Annotated in this window: 19 protein-coding genes and 1 pseudogene; 11 read left to right on the top strand and 9 right to left on the bottom strand. The window is 52.4% G+C overall.

The window, feature by feature from the left end:
• From KNP74_RS03480 to KNP74_RS03460, 5 genes and pseudogenes are all read left to right on the top strand, one after another.
• Positions 1 to 737, top strand: a pseudogene (locus tag KNP74_RS03480) (Ig-like domain-containing protein); the annotation flags it as partial.
• Between the two features lie 187 nt (positions 738 to 924).
• Positions 925 to 1281: a flagellar protein FlaG gene (locus tag KNP74_RS03475; RefSeq protein WP_251130069.1), complete on the top strand. Its 357-nt coding sequence runs from the start codon at positions 925 to 927 to the stop codon at positions 1279 to 1281.
• A gap of 12 nt (positions 1282 to 1293) precedes the next feature.
• Positions 1294 to 2961 (top strand): flagellar filament capping protein FliD, encoded by a 1668-nt coding sequence (fliD, locus tag KNP74_RS03470; RefSeq protein ID WP_214763366.1) that lies wholly within the window; start codon positions 1294 to 1296, stop codon positions 2959 to 2961.
• A gap of 14 nt (positions 2962 to 2975) precedes the next feature.
• A complete protein-coding gene (gene fliS / locus KNP74_RS03465; protein ID WP_214763364.1) occupies positions 2976 to 3350 on the top strand; it encodes a flagellar export chaperone FliS in 375 nt (124 codons plus the stop codon).
• Positions 3347 to 3700: a flagellar protein FliT gene (locus tag KNP74_RS03460; RefSeq protein ID WP_214763362.1), complete on the top strand. Its 354-nt coding sequence runs from the start codon at positions 3347 to 3349 to the stop codon at positions 3698 to 3700. The genes fliS and KNP74_RS03460 overlap by 4 nt, the downstream gene beginning before the upstream one ends.
• A 35-nt stretch (positions 3701 to 3735) precedes the next feature.
• On the opposite strand, the gene KNP74_RS03455 is transcribed toward KNP74_RS03460, so the two are convergent.
• On the bottom strand, positions 3736 to 4113 hold the full coding sequence (locus KNP74_RS03455; protein ID WP_214763360.1) for a DUF3021 family protein: 378 nt from the start codon (positions 4111 to 4113) through the stop codon (positions 3736 to 3738).
• A 160-nt stretch (positions 4114 to 4273) separates the two neighbouring features.
• On the opposite strand from KNP74_RS03455, the gene KNP74_RS03450 reads away from it, so the two are divergent.
• Positions 4274 to 4459, top strand: a complete 186-nt coding sequence (locus KNP74_RS03450) for a hypothetical protein (RefSeq protein WP_029595024.1) — start codon at positions 4274 to 4276, stop codon at positions 4457 to 4459.
• Between the two features lie 149 nt (positions 4460 to 4608).
• The gene (locus tag KNP74_RS03445; protein ID WP_214763356.1) at positions 4609 to 5238 is read left to right on the top strand and encodes a DUF4352 domain-containing protein; all 630 of its coding nucleotides are present in this window, start codon (positions 4609 to 4611) and stop codon (positions 5236 to 5238) included.
• Between the two features lie 159 nt (positions 5239 to 5397).
• On the opposite strand, the gene KNP74_RS03440 is transcribed toward KNP74_RS03445, so the two are convergent.
• The 8 genes from KNP74_RS03440 to KNP74_RS03405 form a co-directional block, all read right to left on the bottom strand.
• On the bottom strand, positions 5398 to 5898 hold the full coding sequence (locus tag KNP74_RS03440) for a DUF1572 family protein (RefSeq protein WP_214763355.1): 501 nt from the start codon (positions 5896 to 5898) through the stop codon (positions 5398 to 5400).
• A 251-nt stretch (positions 5899 to 6149) separates the two neighbouring features.
• A complete protein-coding gene (locus KNP74_RS03435) occupies positions 6150 to 6815 on the bottom strand; it encodes a DUF2225 domain-containing protein (RefSeq protein ID WP_214763352.1) in 666 nt (221 codons plus the stop codon).
• A gap of 9 nt (positions 6816 to 6824) precedes the next feature.
• A complete protein-coding gene (locus KNP74_RS03430; protein WP_114166765.1) occupies positions 6825 to 7268 on the bottom strand; it encodes a YaaR family protein in 444 nt (147 codons plus the stop codon).
• Between the two features lie 20 nt (positions 7269 to 7288).
• Positions 7289 to 8113, bottom strand: coding sequence for a flagellin N-terminal helical domain-containing protein (locus KNP74_RS03425; RefSeq protein WP_214763350.1), 825 nt, complete (start codon positions 8111 to 8113; stop codon positions 7289 to 7291).
• Positions 8097 to 8477, bottom strand: coding sequence for a flagellar protein FliS (locus KNP74_RS03420; RefSeq protein WP_214763348.1), 381 nt, complete (start codon positions 8475 to 8477; stop codon positions 8097 to 8099). Before KNP74_RS03420 ends, KNP74_RS03425 begins: the two co-directional genes overlap by 17 nt.
• Positions 8474 to 8764 carry an EscU/YscU/HrcU family type III secretion system export apparatus switch protein gene (locus KNP74_RS03415; protein WP_214763346.1) on the bottom strand — a complete coding sequence of 97 codons (291 nt, stop codon included), beginning with the start codon at positions 8762 to 8764 and terminating at the stop codon, positions 8474 to 8476. The genes KNP74_RS03420 and KNP74_RS03415 overlap by 4 nt, the downstream gene beginning before the upstream one ends.
• A 9-nt stretch (positions 8765 to 8773) precedes the next feature.
• Positions 8774 to 10438, bottom strand: a complete 1665-nt coding sequence (locus KNP74_RS03410) for a hypothetical protein (RefSeq protein ID WP_251130068.1) — start codon at positions 10436 to 10438, stop codon at positions 8774 to 8776.
• A gap of 90 nt (positions 10439 to 10528) precedes the next feature.
• Positions 10529 to 11023: a competence protein ComK gene (locus KNP74_RS03405; RefSeq protein WP_214707226.1), complete on the bottom strand. Its 495-nt coding sequence runs from the start codon at positions 11021 to 11023 to the stop codon at positions 10529 to 10531.
• 273 nt (positions 11024 to 11296) lie between these two features.
• Here KNP74_RS03405 and cspD point away from each other — a divergent pair, with 273 nt between their 5' ends.
• From cspD to prfB, 4 genes are all read left to right on the top strand, one after another.
• A complete protein-coding gene (gene cspD, locus KNP74_RS03400) occupies positions 11297 to 11494 on the top strand; it encodes a cold-shock protein CspD (protein WP_021065411.1) in 198 nt (65 codons plus the stop codon).
• A gap of 314 nt (positions 11495 to 11808) precedes the next feature.
• The gene (gene hpf, locus KNP74_RS03395) at positions 11809 to 12369 is read left to right on the top strand and encodes a ribosome hibernation-promoting factor, HPF/YfiA family (protein WP_021065412.1); all 561 of its coding nucleotides are present in this window, start codon (positions 11809 to 11811) and stop codon (positions 12367 to 12369) included.
• 142 nt (positions 12370 to 12511) lie between these two features.
• Positions 12512 to 15034 carry a preprotein translocase subunit SecA gene (secA, locus tag KNP74_RS03390; RefSeq protein WP_138859058.1) on the top strand — a complete coding sequence of 841 codons (2523 nt, stop codon included), beginning with the start codon at positions 12512 to 12514 and terminating at the stop codon, positions 15032 to 15034.
• Positions 15035 to 15088: 54 nt separating this feature from the next.
• Positions 15089 to 16189, top strand: a complete 1101-nt coding sequence (gene prfB / locus KNP74_RS03385) for a peptide chain release factor 2 (RefSeq protein WP_214763342.1) — start codon at positions 15089 to 15091, stop codon at positions 16187 to 16189.
• The last annotated feature ends 55 nt before the right edge of the window (positions 16190 to 16244 follow it).

Genomic DNA, 16244 nt, shown 5'->3' with positions numbered 1-16244 from the left:
ACATCACCTCGAGCACAGAGGGAACGACATATGTGAGCTCTGTGCCGAGCCGGGTGAGCGTGGACGCCGAGGGGCTGTTGACGGTCCCGGCGGGGGCGACATATGGCGTGGCGACAGTCACGGTGAAAAACGGGACGTTCGTGCAGAAGCTGACGGTGACGGTGGCGGAAGACACGAGCAAGGTGCTCAGCGGCATTGACGTGAAGGGTCCGGAGATGTCGTTGGAACGGGGAGCGGCACACCAGATCGAAGTGACGGGGACATACCCGGCGGGCCAACGAGACATCACCTCGAGCACAGAGGGAACGACATATGTGAGCTCTGTGCCGAGCCGGGTGAGCGTGGACGCCGAGGGGCTGTTGACGGTCCCGACAGGAGCGACATATGGGATAGTAACCATTACTGTAAAGAATGGGGTTATGAGTCACAAGATTACGGTGACCGTTTCAGAGAATCCTTACAATGTACTTCAAGAATTACGGGTGACTGATTCTGCAATCTTTCTTAGAAGAGGAGAATCTTATTCTCTATATGTTCAAGGGATATATTTATTCAGAACTGAAGATTTAACTCTAGGATCGACTGGCACCACCTATTTAAGTTCAGTTCCAAGTAGAGTTGTTGTAAGCAGTGACGGTGTTCTATCAGTACCTTTAAGTGCAAGTACTGGACAATCAGTCATTACCGTAAAAAACGGGCAAAAATATGTGAAGAAAACTATCCAAATTATCAACTAAATATGAGAGATAAACTAATTTCATATTGTAAATTAAAAACGGAATCAATCGTTCAAAGATTGATTCCGTTTTTAATGAACGTAAAAAAGCTTAATAAATTTGCGGATAAAAGACTTGGATTAATAAGTTAAGAGTTGTGTATATAATGCCGATACTAATGATGAATATAACAAAGGGGAGTACAATAATGAGCTCTACTATTTCGGAAATTCGCCTTCATTTACCATCTTCGGTATTACCGTATGAACAAACAAAAAACATGTTCACTGAAGGCTCTCAAAAACGCTTAGCTGATGAGGGGATTGTAGTTTTGCCAACTCCCCAGCATGTTACAAAATTAGAAGTAGCTGTTGAGAAAGCCAATCACTCATTAGATTTGCAACGTACAGGACTGAAATTTGTTAAGCACGAAAAGTTAAATGATTACTACATTCAAGTTGTAGATACAAATAACGAAGTAATCAGAGAAATTCCTAGTAAGAAATCACTCGATTTTTTTGCTGCTTTTATGGAATTCAATCGGTTATTCGATGAACGTGTGTAAGGAGGAAAACGTATGACAACACCTATTCGATTTGGTGGACTGGCTAGTGGTATTGATACAGACACTATTATCAAGCAGTTAATGCAAGTTGAACGAGCACCAGTCGATAAGCTTGAACAAAAAAAACAGTCTACGGAATGGAAACGTGACGCATATCGGGAAATCAATCGTTCACTTATGACACTTCGAAATAGTGCAGTGGATCTTATGTTTAGCCGTAATTTTTATGCGAAAACGGCTAGTTCATCTGATGAATCTCGCGTTTCTGTTGTGGCTGGACCGTCAAGTGGAAATACGGCGATTCGTATCGATTCTGTTACCAACTTAGCAACTGCGGCTTCGCAAATTGTTGAACCAAAAGATAAGGACGGAAATGTAGTGACAAAAGTAACAAAAGTTGCTGACATGAATTTACAGTCAGCTACCCAAGTGGTTACTTTATCAACTGCAGCAAAAGAATGGACGTTGTCCCCTAAACCACGTGCAGGTGAAACAGTGGCTCTAAAAGATGCGTCGAACAATCCAATTGATGCATCTTATGATGAGACAACAGGCAAAGTAACGATGAATGATGGATCAGACGTTCCAACAGGTACAACGGCTACTTATACATCCGGTTATCAAATTCAAATTCGTTCTGTAGAAGGTGGAGCGTTTAAAACAATCAAAGTGGCGGAAGAAGCAACCATGGAAAGTTTAGTCACAGCGTTAAATGGAAAAGATTCTGGGATTTCTGCATTCTTTGAACCGATTTCTGGAAAACTCTCACTTACGCAAAAACAGACAGGAAACAATGCGATTATAGAATTAGACGCAATAACTAAAACTGCTTTTGGAATAGATTCTTTAGCTGTGCCTGTAAAAGGTACTAATGCTAATTTTACGGTAAATGGAATATCTATGTCGCAAAGTTCAAATACGGTTATGATTGACAACATGACGGTTACTTTAAAGTCATCCTTTGCGGCTGGAAACCCTGTCACTTTGTCGGCTGCAACGGACACACAAAAAGTTTTTGATAACATCAAAAAATTCGTGGAACAATATAATGAAACAATTGATTTAATGAACAAAAAAGTAAAAGAAGAGAAATATAGATCTTTTAATCCTTTGACGAGCGCTCAAAAAGATGAACTTTCTGAAGATGAAATCAAAAAATGGGAAGATAAAGCAATGAGCGGCTTGCTCAAGAATGATACAATCGTTCGCGGGGCTATGGACACATTAAGAGGAAAGTGGTCCAGTACATCGTCTGCTACAAATGACGCAGAGATGAAGCAGTTGTTTCAGATTGGACTCTCGACAGGAGCAGACTTTACAAATGGTGGGAAAATTGAGTTGAACGAGGAAAAACTCAAGGCCGCTATCGAAAAAGATCCAGAGCAAGTATATCAACTCTTTACAAACCAGGAGAACGGGCTACTTTTGCAGATTCGTGATGCTGCGACAAGCTCACGTACATCTATTACTAGAATTGCGGGAACTGACGGGTCCGGTGCTCCAACCTATTCCATGGGCCGAGAGATGGCTCAAATCGATACCCGGATTCAACGTTTGAACGCATTACTTGTTGATAAAGAAAACGCATATTACCGTCGCTTCGCAGCGATGGAAACGGCGATGAATCAGGCGAACTCGCAAGCCGCCTCACTGCAACAGTTCTTAGGCGGAGGCATGTAAGAGGAGGAATTTAAATGGTAGCCAACCCATATGCAGCATATCAAAACAACGCGGTCACGACCGCGAACCCACAGGAATTGACGCTCATGCTGTATGACGGGGCGCTCAAGTTCATGCGCCTCGCCAAACTCGCCATCGAGCAAGGGAATCCAGACTTAAAGAACACGAACATCCAGAAGACACAAGCAATCTTCCAAGAGATGCGCTTGACGCTCAACAAAAATATCGAAATCTCGGCAAACTTGGACTCTCTCTATGAGTACATGTGGCGCCGCCTCGTAGATGCGAACGTCAAGAACGACACGACCATCATCGATGAAGTACTCGACTTCACGACTGAGCTCCGCGACACGTGGAAGGAAGCGATGAAACTCGCGAAGCAAGCATGAGACCCATCGATGAGATTATCTTCAAAACACAGCGATTAAAAGACCTGTTGGCGAAAGTTCCGGAAGAGCCGACGTACGACACATGGATGGACCAAATCCATGAGTTGCTTGATGACCGCGAGCAATTGCTCGCAGCGCACGGACCGGACTTGAAGGACACCGACCAGACGGTAATTCGTCAGCTCGTCGATGACAGTCAACAAATTGCGCGGTTGATTGAGGCCGAGCATCAACGGCTTGGGATGACCCTCGGGACGGCGCGACAAGAACGGAAGACAGTCAAGTCGTACGTTGACCCCTACGAAGACGTCGATTCGAATTTCTCAGGATTGTTCGATCAACAAACATGAAACAGCTCGAAGGCGTGCCTTCGAGCTGTTTTCGTTCATAAAATTTTAGTTTGCCGTCGTGCCTTTTGTATTAAATAGGACGAGCTAAATAGGATCAGCCCGCTCATATTGAACTTCAAGTAAACTAACAGGGCATCTTGAAGCGACGTCACTGGCAGAAAACCACTGAATATAACGAGCGGCAAAATCGTCACATGCATCGTAATCCAATGAATCAGAATCTGCTTCCGGAACGACCACTGTCGAACTTCATAGATGACACTCGTCAGACCGAGGAAAAACGCCATCCCACCATAGACGAGCATATTATGTACACCTTCCATACTTCCATTCCACCACTGATATGTTGCAAGAAACCCAAATGGCGTGAACCACTTCACGCCATGAACGAATCCTGTTTTCAATAAACTCATCTATCTCGTCCCCTCATTCATGTGTTGTCTTTGTATACGATTTGATTTGGAAAAAGTTTCAATAGGGATGTAAGGATGCAAAGACGTCTGTTTTCGTATAAAATCGGGTAAATACCACTGTAACCGTTGCTTCTTTTCTGGAAAAGGGGAGGGAAACGAGATGAGTGAGAAAAAGGTAAAGCCTAAGTCGTCGAAAGATCGTCGTTACTTCGTCTACGGTCCAGAAGGGGCGTACGATGAGTATGTGGAACGTGACCCGAAACTTGAAGCTTACATCGAAGACGATGCGCCAATCGAAGACGGTCCCGATCCGTATGAAGAAGAAGAGCTCAAATCACGAGGATAAATCAGTTGAAGTCAAGGTCCAATCGCGGACCTTGGCTTTTATTTATTCAGGGTGACGACCCTGTACGTTTTCTTACACCGGTCAGGCTAGACAATCCAGTATGCTCATCTTATCGACCACCACTCACGGGAAAAAAGGAGAGAGTTAAGATGAACATGAAACGATACGGATTGATCCTCGCTTTACCCCTTGCATTGCTTGCAGGCTGCGGAGAAGCCGATGAACTGAAGACGACAGCGACCGAAACGGAGGAAGTCGTAGAGGCAGAGAAGAAGGAAGCACCAGCGGCAGACACAACAGAAGAAGCAGAAGTGCAGGAGAGTGAACTTGGTTCAAACCAAATCTTCATGAAGAACAAGGCGCTCGACATCAAAGAGACGATTGGCTCTGTCAACTTCGCCATCGATAAAGTGCAGACATCCCGACTCATTGTCGACGAAGCGTATCGCGACTCGTTTGACGGGCAAGAAGAAGTGACAGTCGTCGCGATGAATGTCATCGTCGAGAATACGATTGACGACACCATCAGTTTCCACCCCAACCAGGCGACGCTCGTGACGAACACGGGCGAACAAGTCTCAGCCGACTTGTGGTTCTCGGATGACGTCGGAGGCGAGTTCCTCGGGAAAGTGAAGAAGGAAGGGAACGTCCTCTTTTTCGTCAAAGCGATGCCGGAAGAGTTAGAGGACGTGAAAGTTGTCATCGACGGGCCGTCGGACGCGAACTATCAGTCGATTGGGGAATCCCGTTACGAATATACAATCAACGTCGAGAAATAACAAATGGGCGCACCAGTTTCTCTGGGGCGGCCATTTGTTATTCATTTGTTGTGGAGGGACCTTATAATGATCAGTTCCGTAAAATTGCCGAGGAGCGCTATGAATACACGATTGACGTAACCAAATAAGAGAACGCGTATCTTCGCGATGCGCGTTCTCTTATTGTCGTTGATGCGGCAATGGAATCGTCAACACGTTCCAGTTCTCGCCAGCGAATACTTTCGCAAGAAAGACAATCTGTCCGACGTGATAGCTGTAGTGCGACACTTGCTTCTCGATCGCCCAGATGACGGTCTTCTCCTCACCGCGGATGAAGACGGTCTTGCCAAGGTCTTCCGGCGTGAGGCTCGAGAGCACGTCGTCCAACAGTTGCCAGCGCTCGTCCCATGTCGCCATCAGTTCGGTGCGGGACTGTTGTTGGTCCTCGAACTCAGCGTCACGGTTTCGATCCGGCTTCTCGCCGTCCGTCGTCAAAAAATCGGTCCAGCGCGACTTCATGTTGTTTGAGATGTGCTGCACGATGACCGTGAGCGAGAGTGTGTCTTTTGCGAGCACACGATGCATGTCCTCGTCGTTTACTTGGTTCAACGCGTCCTCGGCGAGCTGTTTCTGTTCCTGAAAAATCGAGCGTACCGTTTCGATATAGCGGGCTTCAAACATGGAATGACCTCCTTTGGATTCCTACTAAGCATACCCCAATCTGAACGCGATAAAAATAATGGATAATGAACCATTTAAGACGCCACTCCGCGATCAGTCTTGCGTGCCCTGTTTAGGTTTTGACGTAAGTCATGTCGCGTCTATCTCTTTTCGGTTTAAGGGTTCACCCATGAAGAGAACCGACCGCGTTTGTCCAAGAGTGGAGAGCGCGGTTTTTTGTATGCGAAAAGGGAGAGCCGCGGCCCTCCCTTTTAGGCGTTTTCGATTCTAAAGTCTTCCCAGTGTGATCGGGCCTGGGTCCGGATCCGCTCCGACACTTCCTTGCTGCCGAGCAAGATGCCGTACCAGCGTCGCGCGTCCTCATATAGACCGAGTGCGGCCGACAAGTCGGCGATTCGCAGCATGAGCTGGTCGTACGGGAGACCGGTCCGGACTTGATCCGTGTACGCCTCCTGTACCTCGTTGTATTTGTCGAGCGTCCGTTTCATCCATTCCTTCTCAGACGCCTCATTCCCCGTCAGGCGATACATCCAGACGAGTCGCATACCGAGCATGGCGACGACGGACGGCTTCTGTCCACTCAGTTGAGCTGTCATGACGGCGAACTTGTAGAGGCGGATAACGTGTTCGGCCGAACGATCACCGTTGAGCGCCTCGGCATTGACCCGATCGAAGTAACCCGTCTCGAGCGCCTCACGATGCGTCTTTCTCACTTTATCGAATGAATCGTGGAAGACGAGGTGACAATGACTGCAAACAGTCGGCTCATAAAAGTACGGGTTGGCACCGTCGTACGTCGTGTATCCGTCCTTCGCGACTTCCTGTGGCCGGACGTGGCGCGATAGGACGCGTGGCGTCTCGCTCTGCTTCAAACAATACGGACATTTCACTTTTTTCGAAAAGATATGTTCTGCCATTCTCTCACCTCACACGTATACGTTGACGAGCAGACCGCGAATCTCACCGACTTGGTCGAGGAGCGACAAGCGTGACGCCTCACCCGAGATGACCTGATCCGTCAGCGCGAGCAGTTTCTGGTCGACCTGTTCGACGATCTTATAAATCTTGGCGCGACCGCGGCGGTTGAAGCCGCGTTTGTCCTCGAGGCGGAGCGCCGCATCGACGGCGTCCTTCATAAAGTCTTTGATGAGCTGTTTATATTCGGCGAGCGACTCGACCGTCTGGCTCTCGGCGAGGAGCTCGCCTTTCTCGTGGATGGCCGCGATTTGGCGCTGGAAACGCTCGTGCTCGCGGTCCTCACGCTTTTGGCCGATGACGTTCTGGAACGAGACGCCGGGCTCGGCCTCAGGGCGTTTCGCTTTGCCGGTGCCGTGAAGCGACTGCGTCTCCATGATACGACGAATATCCATAGAATCCGTCCTTCCTTAGGTTAGTTCAATAATTGTAGCACGCCTTGCGGCAATGCGTTCGATTGGGCAATCATCGCCATACCGGACTGATTCAAGATGTTGAGACGGGCGAAATCCATCATCTCGCGCGCCATATCGGCGTCGCGGATGCGTGACTCAGAAGCCGTCAAGTTCTCAGATCCAATCGTGACGACACTCACGTTCGCCTCGAGCCGGTTCTGAATGGCACCGAGCTTCGAACGTTCAAGCGAGACCGCTTTGATGGCATCATCATACTTGGCGATAGCGGCAGTAGCGCCGTTCTGGGTCGTCACGTCAAGGCCATCGATTCCGAGCGCGGCGGCGCGCATGTCGTCGACGTTCAAGACGACGCCCTCGCCGCTACCGGCCCCGAGTTGGAAGAAGAGCGTCTCATTGCCGGCGATAAAGTCACCGTTCATGATCTTCTTCGAGTTGAACTCGGTCGTCTCGGCGATCCGGGTCACTTCATCCGTGAGGGCAGCAATCTCATCTTGAATCGCTTTGGCGTCATCGCCACTCAGCGTCCCGTTCGATGCTTGAACCGACAGCTCGCGCATCCGTTGCAGGAGGGCGTGTGTCTCGCTCATCCCACCTTCGAGCGTCTGTGTGAGCGAGATGCCGTCGAGCGTGTTGCGTTCGGCCATCGACAGCGAGTCGAGACGGATGCGCATCTTCTCGGAGATGGCGAGCCCGGCCGCGTCGTCGGACGCCTTGTTGATGCGGACGCCGCTCGAGAGGCGGTCCATCGTCTTTTTCATCGTCGCCTGGTTGAGCGTGAGCGACGAGTACGCTTTGAGTGCTTGCACGTTATTGGTAATTTTCATAACGGTTTCCTCCTGCAGGTACGGGTTGAAGACGAGCGTTCTCGATCGCCTCGCCCCACGTCTTGTCGAGCTCACTTGCGAGGCCGTGGAGCTCCTCGATTTTGTCCATGTCTTGTTCGATCAACGCCTCGAGGCTCGATTTCGCCATATAAAGATAAAGCTCATCGAGTTGGGCCGAGATGATGCCGCCGCCGTCGTGAAGTCCTTGGTGGAGCTTCGCGAGCAGTTCGCGTGCCTGGCGCAAGTGGCGGTTGCGTTCGGCGATCGTCGCCGTCCCGGCTTGTTCATAGTGGTAGACGAGCGCGTGGAGCATCGCTTGGGTCAGCTCTTGCGGGCTCATTTCGTATAGTCGGTTCGGATTCATGATGGGTCTCCTTTGATGGTGTCGAGTTCTTCGATCAGTAATAGCACTTCGGCCATGACGTCATACAGTTGGGGCGGAATCGCATCCCCGAGGTCAAGTTCGAGCAGGTGGCCAAGGAACGAGTGGTCGTGCTCGATGGCGACGCCGCGCGATCTTGCCTCATCTAAAATTTTATCGGCGACGGCGCCGGTGCCGCGGGCGACGATGACCGGGGCCCGGTCGATCGTCTCGTCATAGCGGACGACGGCGGCCGTCTTTCGTTTCGTCAAATCCATACGTTGATACATAACAGCCTCCTAGATGCGGAAATCATAGCCGGTCGTCTCGAGCGTCGGACGCTCGATCTCCGGTCGGTCCGTCTTCGTCAGTGGACGGAACTGGGTCGTCACGCTCCGGTAACCGATCGCCTCGAGTGTCGTCTCGATCTTGCCGAGAAGCGGCTTGGCGAGCGTCTCGACGACCGGGTCATCGTGTTCGAGCGTGAGCCGCAGATTCCGGTCGATCGCCTCGAGTTTGACGCCGATCTCTCCGAGACGTGGTGTCTCGAGTCGGATATAGAGCACGCTGTTCTCCCAGTCGACGACGTCGCCGGCCTCACGGTTTTGGATATGGACGTGGATACCGGTGTCGATCTCTTGGACTTTCGCCGGCAAGGCGAGGATGAGCTGCTGGAGCTGTCCGCCGTCGAGCCGATTCAACGTCTGTTGGACTTGGAAGAACGAGGCGAGCCGCTGCGCCTCGGGTGTCGCCGCGTCGGCTTTCAATGACAATGTCGACGCCTGGACGCGCTGCGCCGTCTCTTGGATGACGCGGCCCGATAGGTTCGGATCGACCTTGAACGGCGTGACGCGCGGCAGTTCGCCGGCGCGGGTTGCCTGGTGCGGGATGTATTCGAGACGGACGTGGTTCGGCACGTAGCGGAACTCGTTCAAGCTGGTGCGCACTTCTTTGATGAGCGCGGCGCTCTCGGCAGGTTTCGTCGACAGCAGCCCGAGGGCGACGTCGAGTTTCGCCGTCATCGCGACGAGCGCCTTCTCTTGGGTCGCGCTCGTATGTAGCAAGGCGTCCGTCTTTTGGATGAGTTGCGTCAGCCGTGTCGACACCGTCTCGAGCGCGGGGCGCGCCTGATGCGGGTTCGTCTCGACGAGGGCGGCGACTTGACCGAGCTGTTTCGTGACCGTCACTTGCTCGTTTCGGAACGTGTTCGTCACGGTCGCGAGATGTGTCGTCACTTCTTTCACGAGCACTGGTCGGCCGAGAACGGGCGGCAACGCCTCGCGCGGCTCGATTCGCGTCGGGCGCGGCTCCGGCAACTCGTTGATGAGTCGGTCGACCGTCTCCGGTGTCGGTGTCAAACGTTCGCTGACGGGACGCGACAAGTTGACGTGCTCGATGAACCGTTCTTTCTGAGGGTAGGGGGCGTCGGGCGCCGGACGAGTCACCAGTTGTCTCGCTTCATCTAATGACGCGACGGCGATGTCGCGGGCGACGTCACGCGGGAGCGTGGGAGCCTCGATCGTCTTTAGCCAAAGGACCGCATCGCGCAGGTCACCTTTAAAGACGGTTTCGAGCAGTCGCACCGTGTCCTCGTTCATCGATAACCGTCCTGATTGGAGCAAGCGGCTGACGGCGCTCCGCACTTCGGGCGGCAGCGACGCGAGCAACGCCTGAATCTTCGTATCGAGTTTCACCGGTTGGCCGCTCGAAGTGTCCGGCGTCTCCGGCTCAGGCTTGACGACGATCGTCCCGATCAGCTGGCCGTCTTGTTCGGCGAGCGTCAATTGGAACGGATTCGTCTTCGGGAGCCCGCCCTCGAACGTGACCTCGACGTGCTCGCCGTTGATTTTGACGATGCCGGAGTCGGGTCCGGTCTGTTTGACGAGTTCGGCCTTATAGACCCGGTTCGTTTGGATACCGGCCGTGACCGCGACGGCCGCGGTCAAAGGGGCTTGGATTTGCATAGTTGTCACCTCGACCAATATATCGACCTCTTTTTCAAAAAGTGAAGCGAAACCGACAGAAAAAAAACCTCCCGTCGGACGACGGAAGGGTCAGGATTCGAGCAAGGCGTTCTGGTTCAATTGTTGAAACCGAGCGACGAGTTCGCCCGTCGCTTTCAGCTGGTTGCGGAGGACGTACGCGGTCGCGTTCGTTTGAATCCGGTGCCCGTCCTGGGTGACGACCGAGCCGTTCGGCTCTAGCGGGTCACTCGAGATGTCACGGATGTGGGACCAGGCGTACCATTCGCAATCAGGGCGCTTCGGGGACTTCGTCGGGAAGAAGACGAGCCCGGACGTCGGTTCGATGACGACAGGCACTTTGCCTTTGACACCGGCGACGCGCTTGGCAACGAAGATGCGTTCCTCGATCGAACTGCTGTACTGGCGGCACGAGAGCTGCAACAGCTGGTAGGGCCGGAGCGGCGTCATGATCTCAGATCCGTCCTCGAGAATGATCCGCGATTGCATCGTCATGTCTCGACATGGCAAAATCGCCACCGTCCGTTTCGTGATCCGGTATTTCTCCTCGGAATGGTAGGGGCGCATACAGCTGCACCGTCCTTTTCGTATTGGATTTTCAGGCTCGGCCATAACAGATGGAACACAAACCTAAATCATCCCTTCCATGATATATCACAAAATATGTAAATTCAATAAGGTGATATGAAAAGTAGGGAAATACAATTCCAATGTAAGCCAAATGAGCATTCGTTTGCAAAAAATTGAGAAAGTGTTTGTCACGCCTGCAAGAAGGTGGTAAGATTACCGATAGAGGGAAAGCCTCTGTATTCTTCAATGGTGAAAGGAATGGATTTACACATGGTAGGTAAAGTAAAATGGTTTAACTCAGAAAAAGGTTTTGGATTCATCGAAGTAGAAGGCGGCAAAGACGTATTCGTACACTTCTCAGCAATCCAAACTGACGGCTACAAATCACTTGACGAAGGTCAAGAGGTAGAGTTTGAAATCGTTGATGGCGAGCGTGGCCCACAAGCGGCTAACGTTACAAAATTATAATTTCGAACCACGAGTCGGCTCCTAACGGGGCCGACTTTTTTGTTTTTCTCACATAATGTCCTTCCCAATCAAAATCGCGTTTAAGAACGGGTAAAACGGGTAGTTTGTTTCTATACTACCGATTCACGTGGAAGACGGACCTGTCGGAACAAAATTGTCATTATTTTCTGATGATAACGTTTTCAAACGATTCGGATTCGGGGTATACTATATATGAGCCACCTGGTTCCACTTTCTTTTCAGAAATGAAGCAGGAGATTCGGTCCAATCTGACGAATCATTGGGTCAAGCGGTTATTTTAAGGAGGAGTTCAGATGATTTATAACATTCGCGGCGAAAACATTGAAGTCACACCAGCCATCCAAGACTATGTCGAGAAAAAGCTGGACAAATTGACTCGGTATTTCACAACTCCTACGGATGCACAGACGGCTTACGTCAACTTGAAAGTGTACAATGAGAAACAAAAAGTGGAAGTGACGATCCCGATGCCGAACTTGTTGCTCCGTGCTGAGGAGACCAACCTCGACATGTACGCGGCAATCGACCTCGTCGTCGACAAATTGGAACGTCAAATCCGTAAACACAAAACGAAACTCAACCGTAAATCGCGTGCCAAAGATGGCGGTATCGGCGAGTACTTCAAATCACTCGAAGGTCCCGAAGACGTGGTCGTCTATGACGAGGACGAGGCAGAACTCGAACTCGTGCGGACGAAGCGTTTCACGCTCAAACCGATGGACACAGAAGAAGCGATTCTTCAGATGGACATGCTCGGTCACAGCTTCTTCGTCTTCTCAGACGCAGAGACGGGCAACACGAACGTCGTCTACCGTCGTAAAGACGGCAAATACGGCTTGATCGAACCTGAATAATTCAACCTTGAAACCACACGGCCCTCCGACTCGGAGGGCCGTTTCCTTTTGCCTGTCCTTGAAAGCAAGGGTCACTTCGGTTAAACTGTACATTAGGGAAAAAACATGCATTTTTTCAGTGAATGCAGAGGAGATAAAGCGTATGGCGAACTTTTTGAAAGATTTATTTGCTCCACAGAAACGAGTATTGAAAAAAGCAGAAAAAGCGGCCGACCTCGTCGAGTCATTCGCCGAACCGATCAAGGCATTGTCTGACGAAGCACTTCAGGCGAAGTCGATTGAGTTCCGGGAGCGTTTGGACAAGGGCGAGACGCTTGACGATATTTTGCCAGAAGCGTTCGCGGTCTGCCGCGAGGCGTCCGAGCGCGTGCTCGGCATGCGCCACTACCGTGTCCAGCTCATTGGGGGCTACGTGCTCCATAACGGCGACATCGCCGAGATGAAGACCGGGGAAGGGAAGACGCTCGTCGCGACCCTTCCGGTGTACTTGAACGCGCTCACGGGCCGCGGCGTCCACGTCGTGACGGTCAACGAATACTTGGCCCGCCGTGACAAAGAACTCATGGAACCGCTCTACTTCGCGCTCGGTCTCTCGGTCGGCCTCAACGTGTCGAACATGGACCGCGTCGAGAAGCAGGCGGCATACAACTGTGACATCACGTACTCGACGAACAACGAGCTCGGTTTCGATTATTTGCGTGACAACATGGTCCTTTATAAAGAAGACCGTGTCCAACGCGAGCTCTACTTCACGATCGTCGATGAAGTCGACTCGATTCTCGTCGATGAGGCGCGGACCCCGCTCATCATCTCGGGATCGGCTCAAAAATCGACAGAACTCTATACACGGGCCGACGCGTTCGTGCGGACGCTCAAGATCGAGGACGACTACACGGTCGACGTGAAGACGAAATCGGTCCTCTTGACGGACAAAGGGGTCGACCTCGCCGAGAAGTTCTTCGGCATCGACAACTTGTTCGCGATCGAGCACGTCTCGGTCAACCACCACGTCGGGCTCGCCCTTCGTGCCAACGCCGTCATGCATCATGACGTCGACTATATGGTCCGCGACGGCCAAGTCATGATCATCGACCAGTTCACGGGTCGGGTCATGGACGGACGCCGCTACTCGGAAGGGTTGCACCAGGCGATCGAGGCGAAAGAAGGCGTCGAGATTCAACGCGAATCGATGACGCTCGCGACGATCACGTATCAGAACTACTTCCGCATGTATGAGAAGCTGGCCGGGATGACCGGGACGGCGAAGACGGAGGAAGAAGAGTTCCGTAACATCTACAACATGCAGGTCGTGACGATCCCGACGAACAAACCGATCCTTCGGGAAGACCGTTCGGACCTCATCTTCAAATCGATGGAAGGCAAGTTCAAAGCCGTCGTCGACGAAATCATGGCAGCCCACGCGACGGGACAACCGGTCCTCGTCGGGACGGTCGCCGTCGAGACGTCGGAGTATTTGAGCAAGCTCCTCTCGAAGAAGAAGGTCAAACACGAAGTGTTGAACGCGAAGAACCACGCTCGTGAAGCCGAAATCGTCGAGAACGCCGGACAAAAAGGTGCGGTCACGATTGCGACGAACATGGCCGGACGCGGTACCGACATCAAGCTCGGCGAAGGCGTCATCGAGCTCGGCGGATTATACATCGTCGGGACCGAGCGCCACGAATCGCGCCGGATCGACAACCAGCTCCGTGGACGGGCCGGACGACAAGGGGACCCGGGTAAATCCCAGTTCTACTTGTCACTCGAAGACGAGCTTATGCGCCGCTTCGGTACTGACAGCCTCCAGAGCATGATGGAGCGCCTCGGCATGGACGACACGCAACCGATCGAGAGCCGCATGGTCTCGAAGGCGGTCGAGTCGGCTCAAAAACGTGTCGAAGGCAACAACTATGACGCACGGAAGCAGCTCCTCGGCTACGATAACGTCATGGCGGACCAACGGAAAGTCATGTACAAAGACCGGGCCAGCATCCTCGAGAACGAATCGGTCACGGACATCGTCCGTTCGATGATTCAAGAGACGGTCGAGACGGGCGTGGCGCAATATACGCCGCTCGAACTCGTGCCGGAAGAGTGGAACATCGAGGAACTCGCGCACTGGGCTAACCAGACGCTCGCCCTCGAGCAACCGGTCGAAGGCAAGGACTTCTTCGGCAAAGAGCGCGAAGAGATCATCGAGCTGTTGAGCGAACGTACGAACGCGCAGTATGAGGCGAAACGCCAACTCGCGCCGCCGGAACGCTTCAACGAGTTCGAGAAGATCATCGTTCTCCGGGCCGTCGATTCGCACTGGATGGCGCACATCGACCATATGGACCAGCTTCGTCAAGGGATTCACTTGCGCGCTTACGGGCAGAACGACCCGCTCCGTGAGTATCAGGCGGAAGGGATCAACATGTTCGATGCGATGAACGTGGCCATCTCCGAAGAAGTGACCGGCTTCGTGCTCCGTGCCGAAGTCGGCGACAACCTCCGACGCGAGAAAGTCGTCGAGGAGGAAGTGGCGGTGTCTGGCAAGGACGACACGCCGGTGAAGAAAAAGCCGGTCCGTCGCTCTGAAGACCAACGGCTCGGGCGCAACGACCCGTGCTGGTGTGGTTCAGGCAAAAAGTTCAAAAACTGCCACGGCAAACAACAGGCTTAATTTTGAAAGAGGCGAGCCCGCTCGCCTCTTTCCTACGGAAAGGTGACCTACACTATGGAAATTTCAGATATTCGCAACGAACTCGAGACGATGGCGAAACGCCTCGAGAATTATCGCCAATCGCTCAACCTGACAGAGAAGCAGGCCCGCATCGCCGAGCTCGAGAACGAGATGACGTACCCAGACTTCTGGGACAGCCAAGAGAAAGCACAGAAAGTCATCGACGAGTCGAACGCGCTCAAAGCGATGGTCGACAAATACCAAGAGCTCGCCGATGGACATGAAGACGGCGAAGTCACGCTCGAACTCATTAAAGAAGAGCCGGACGCTGAGATGCAAGGCGAGTTAGGGGAGATGGTCACGGCGCTCAAGGCCGATTTCGACGCGTTCGAGCTCGAGATCCTTTTGAACGGACCGTACGATGCCAACAACGCCATCCTCGAGCTTCACCCGGGGGCGGGCGGTACCGAGTCACAAGATTGGGCATCGATGCTCCTCCGTATGTATCAGCGCTTCGCGGACAAGCAAGGCTGGAAAGTCGAGACGGTCGACTATCTGCCAGGCGAAGAGGCCGGCGTCAAATCGGTCACGCTCCGCATCGTCGGACATAACGCCTACGGCTATTTGAAGGCGGAGAAAGGGATTCACCGCTTGGTGCGCATCTCGCCGTTCGATTCGTCGGGCCGCCGTCATACGTCGTTCGTCTCGTGTGACGTCATGCCGGAGTTCGATGACGACATCGAAGTTGACATCAAGACCGAAGACCTCCGAATCGATACGTACCGCGCGTCAGGCGCCGGCGGTCAGCACATCAACACGACCGACTCGGCCGTCCGGATCACACACGTGCCGACGGGCGTCGTCGTCTCGTGTCAGACGGAGCGTTCGCAAATCAAGAACCGTGAGTCGGCGATGAAGATGCTTAAGGCAAAACTGTATCAACGCGAACTCGACGAGCAGCAACGCAAGCTCGATGAGATCCGTGGCGAGAAGACAGACATCGGTTGGGGCAGCCAAATCCGCTCGTACGTCTTCCACCCGTACGCGATGGTCAAAGACCACCGCACGAGTTATGAAGTAGGGAACACGAGCGGCGTCATGGATGGAGACATCATGGGCTTCATCGACGCATACCTCCGCAAGACAAATATGTGATGCAAGTGGCTCAAGGACTCACGTCTTTGGGCCACGTTGTATGTAGAGGAGAAAA

Source organism: Exiguobacterium sp. s141, from assembly GCF_018618085.1.
In the GTDB taxonomy this organism is placed as follows: Bacteria; Bacillota; Bacilli; order Exiguobacteriales; family Exiguobacteriaceae; genus Exiguobacterium; species Exiguobacterium mexicanum_A.
Note: the sequence above shows the minus strand (reverse complement) of the source record. Positions and strands in the feature narration are given on the sequence as shown.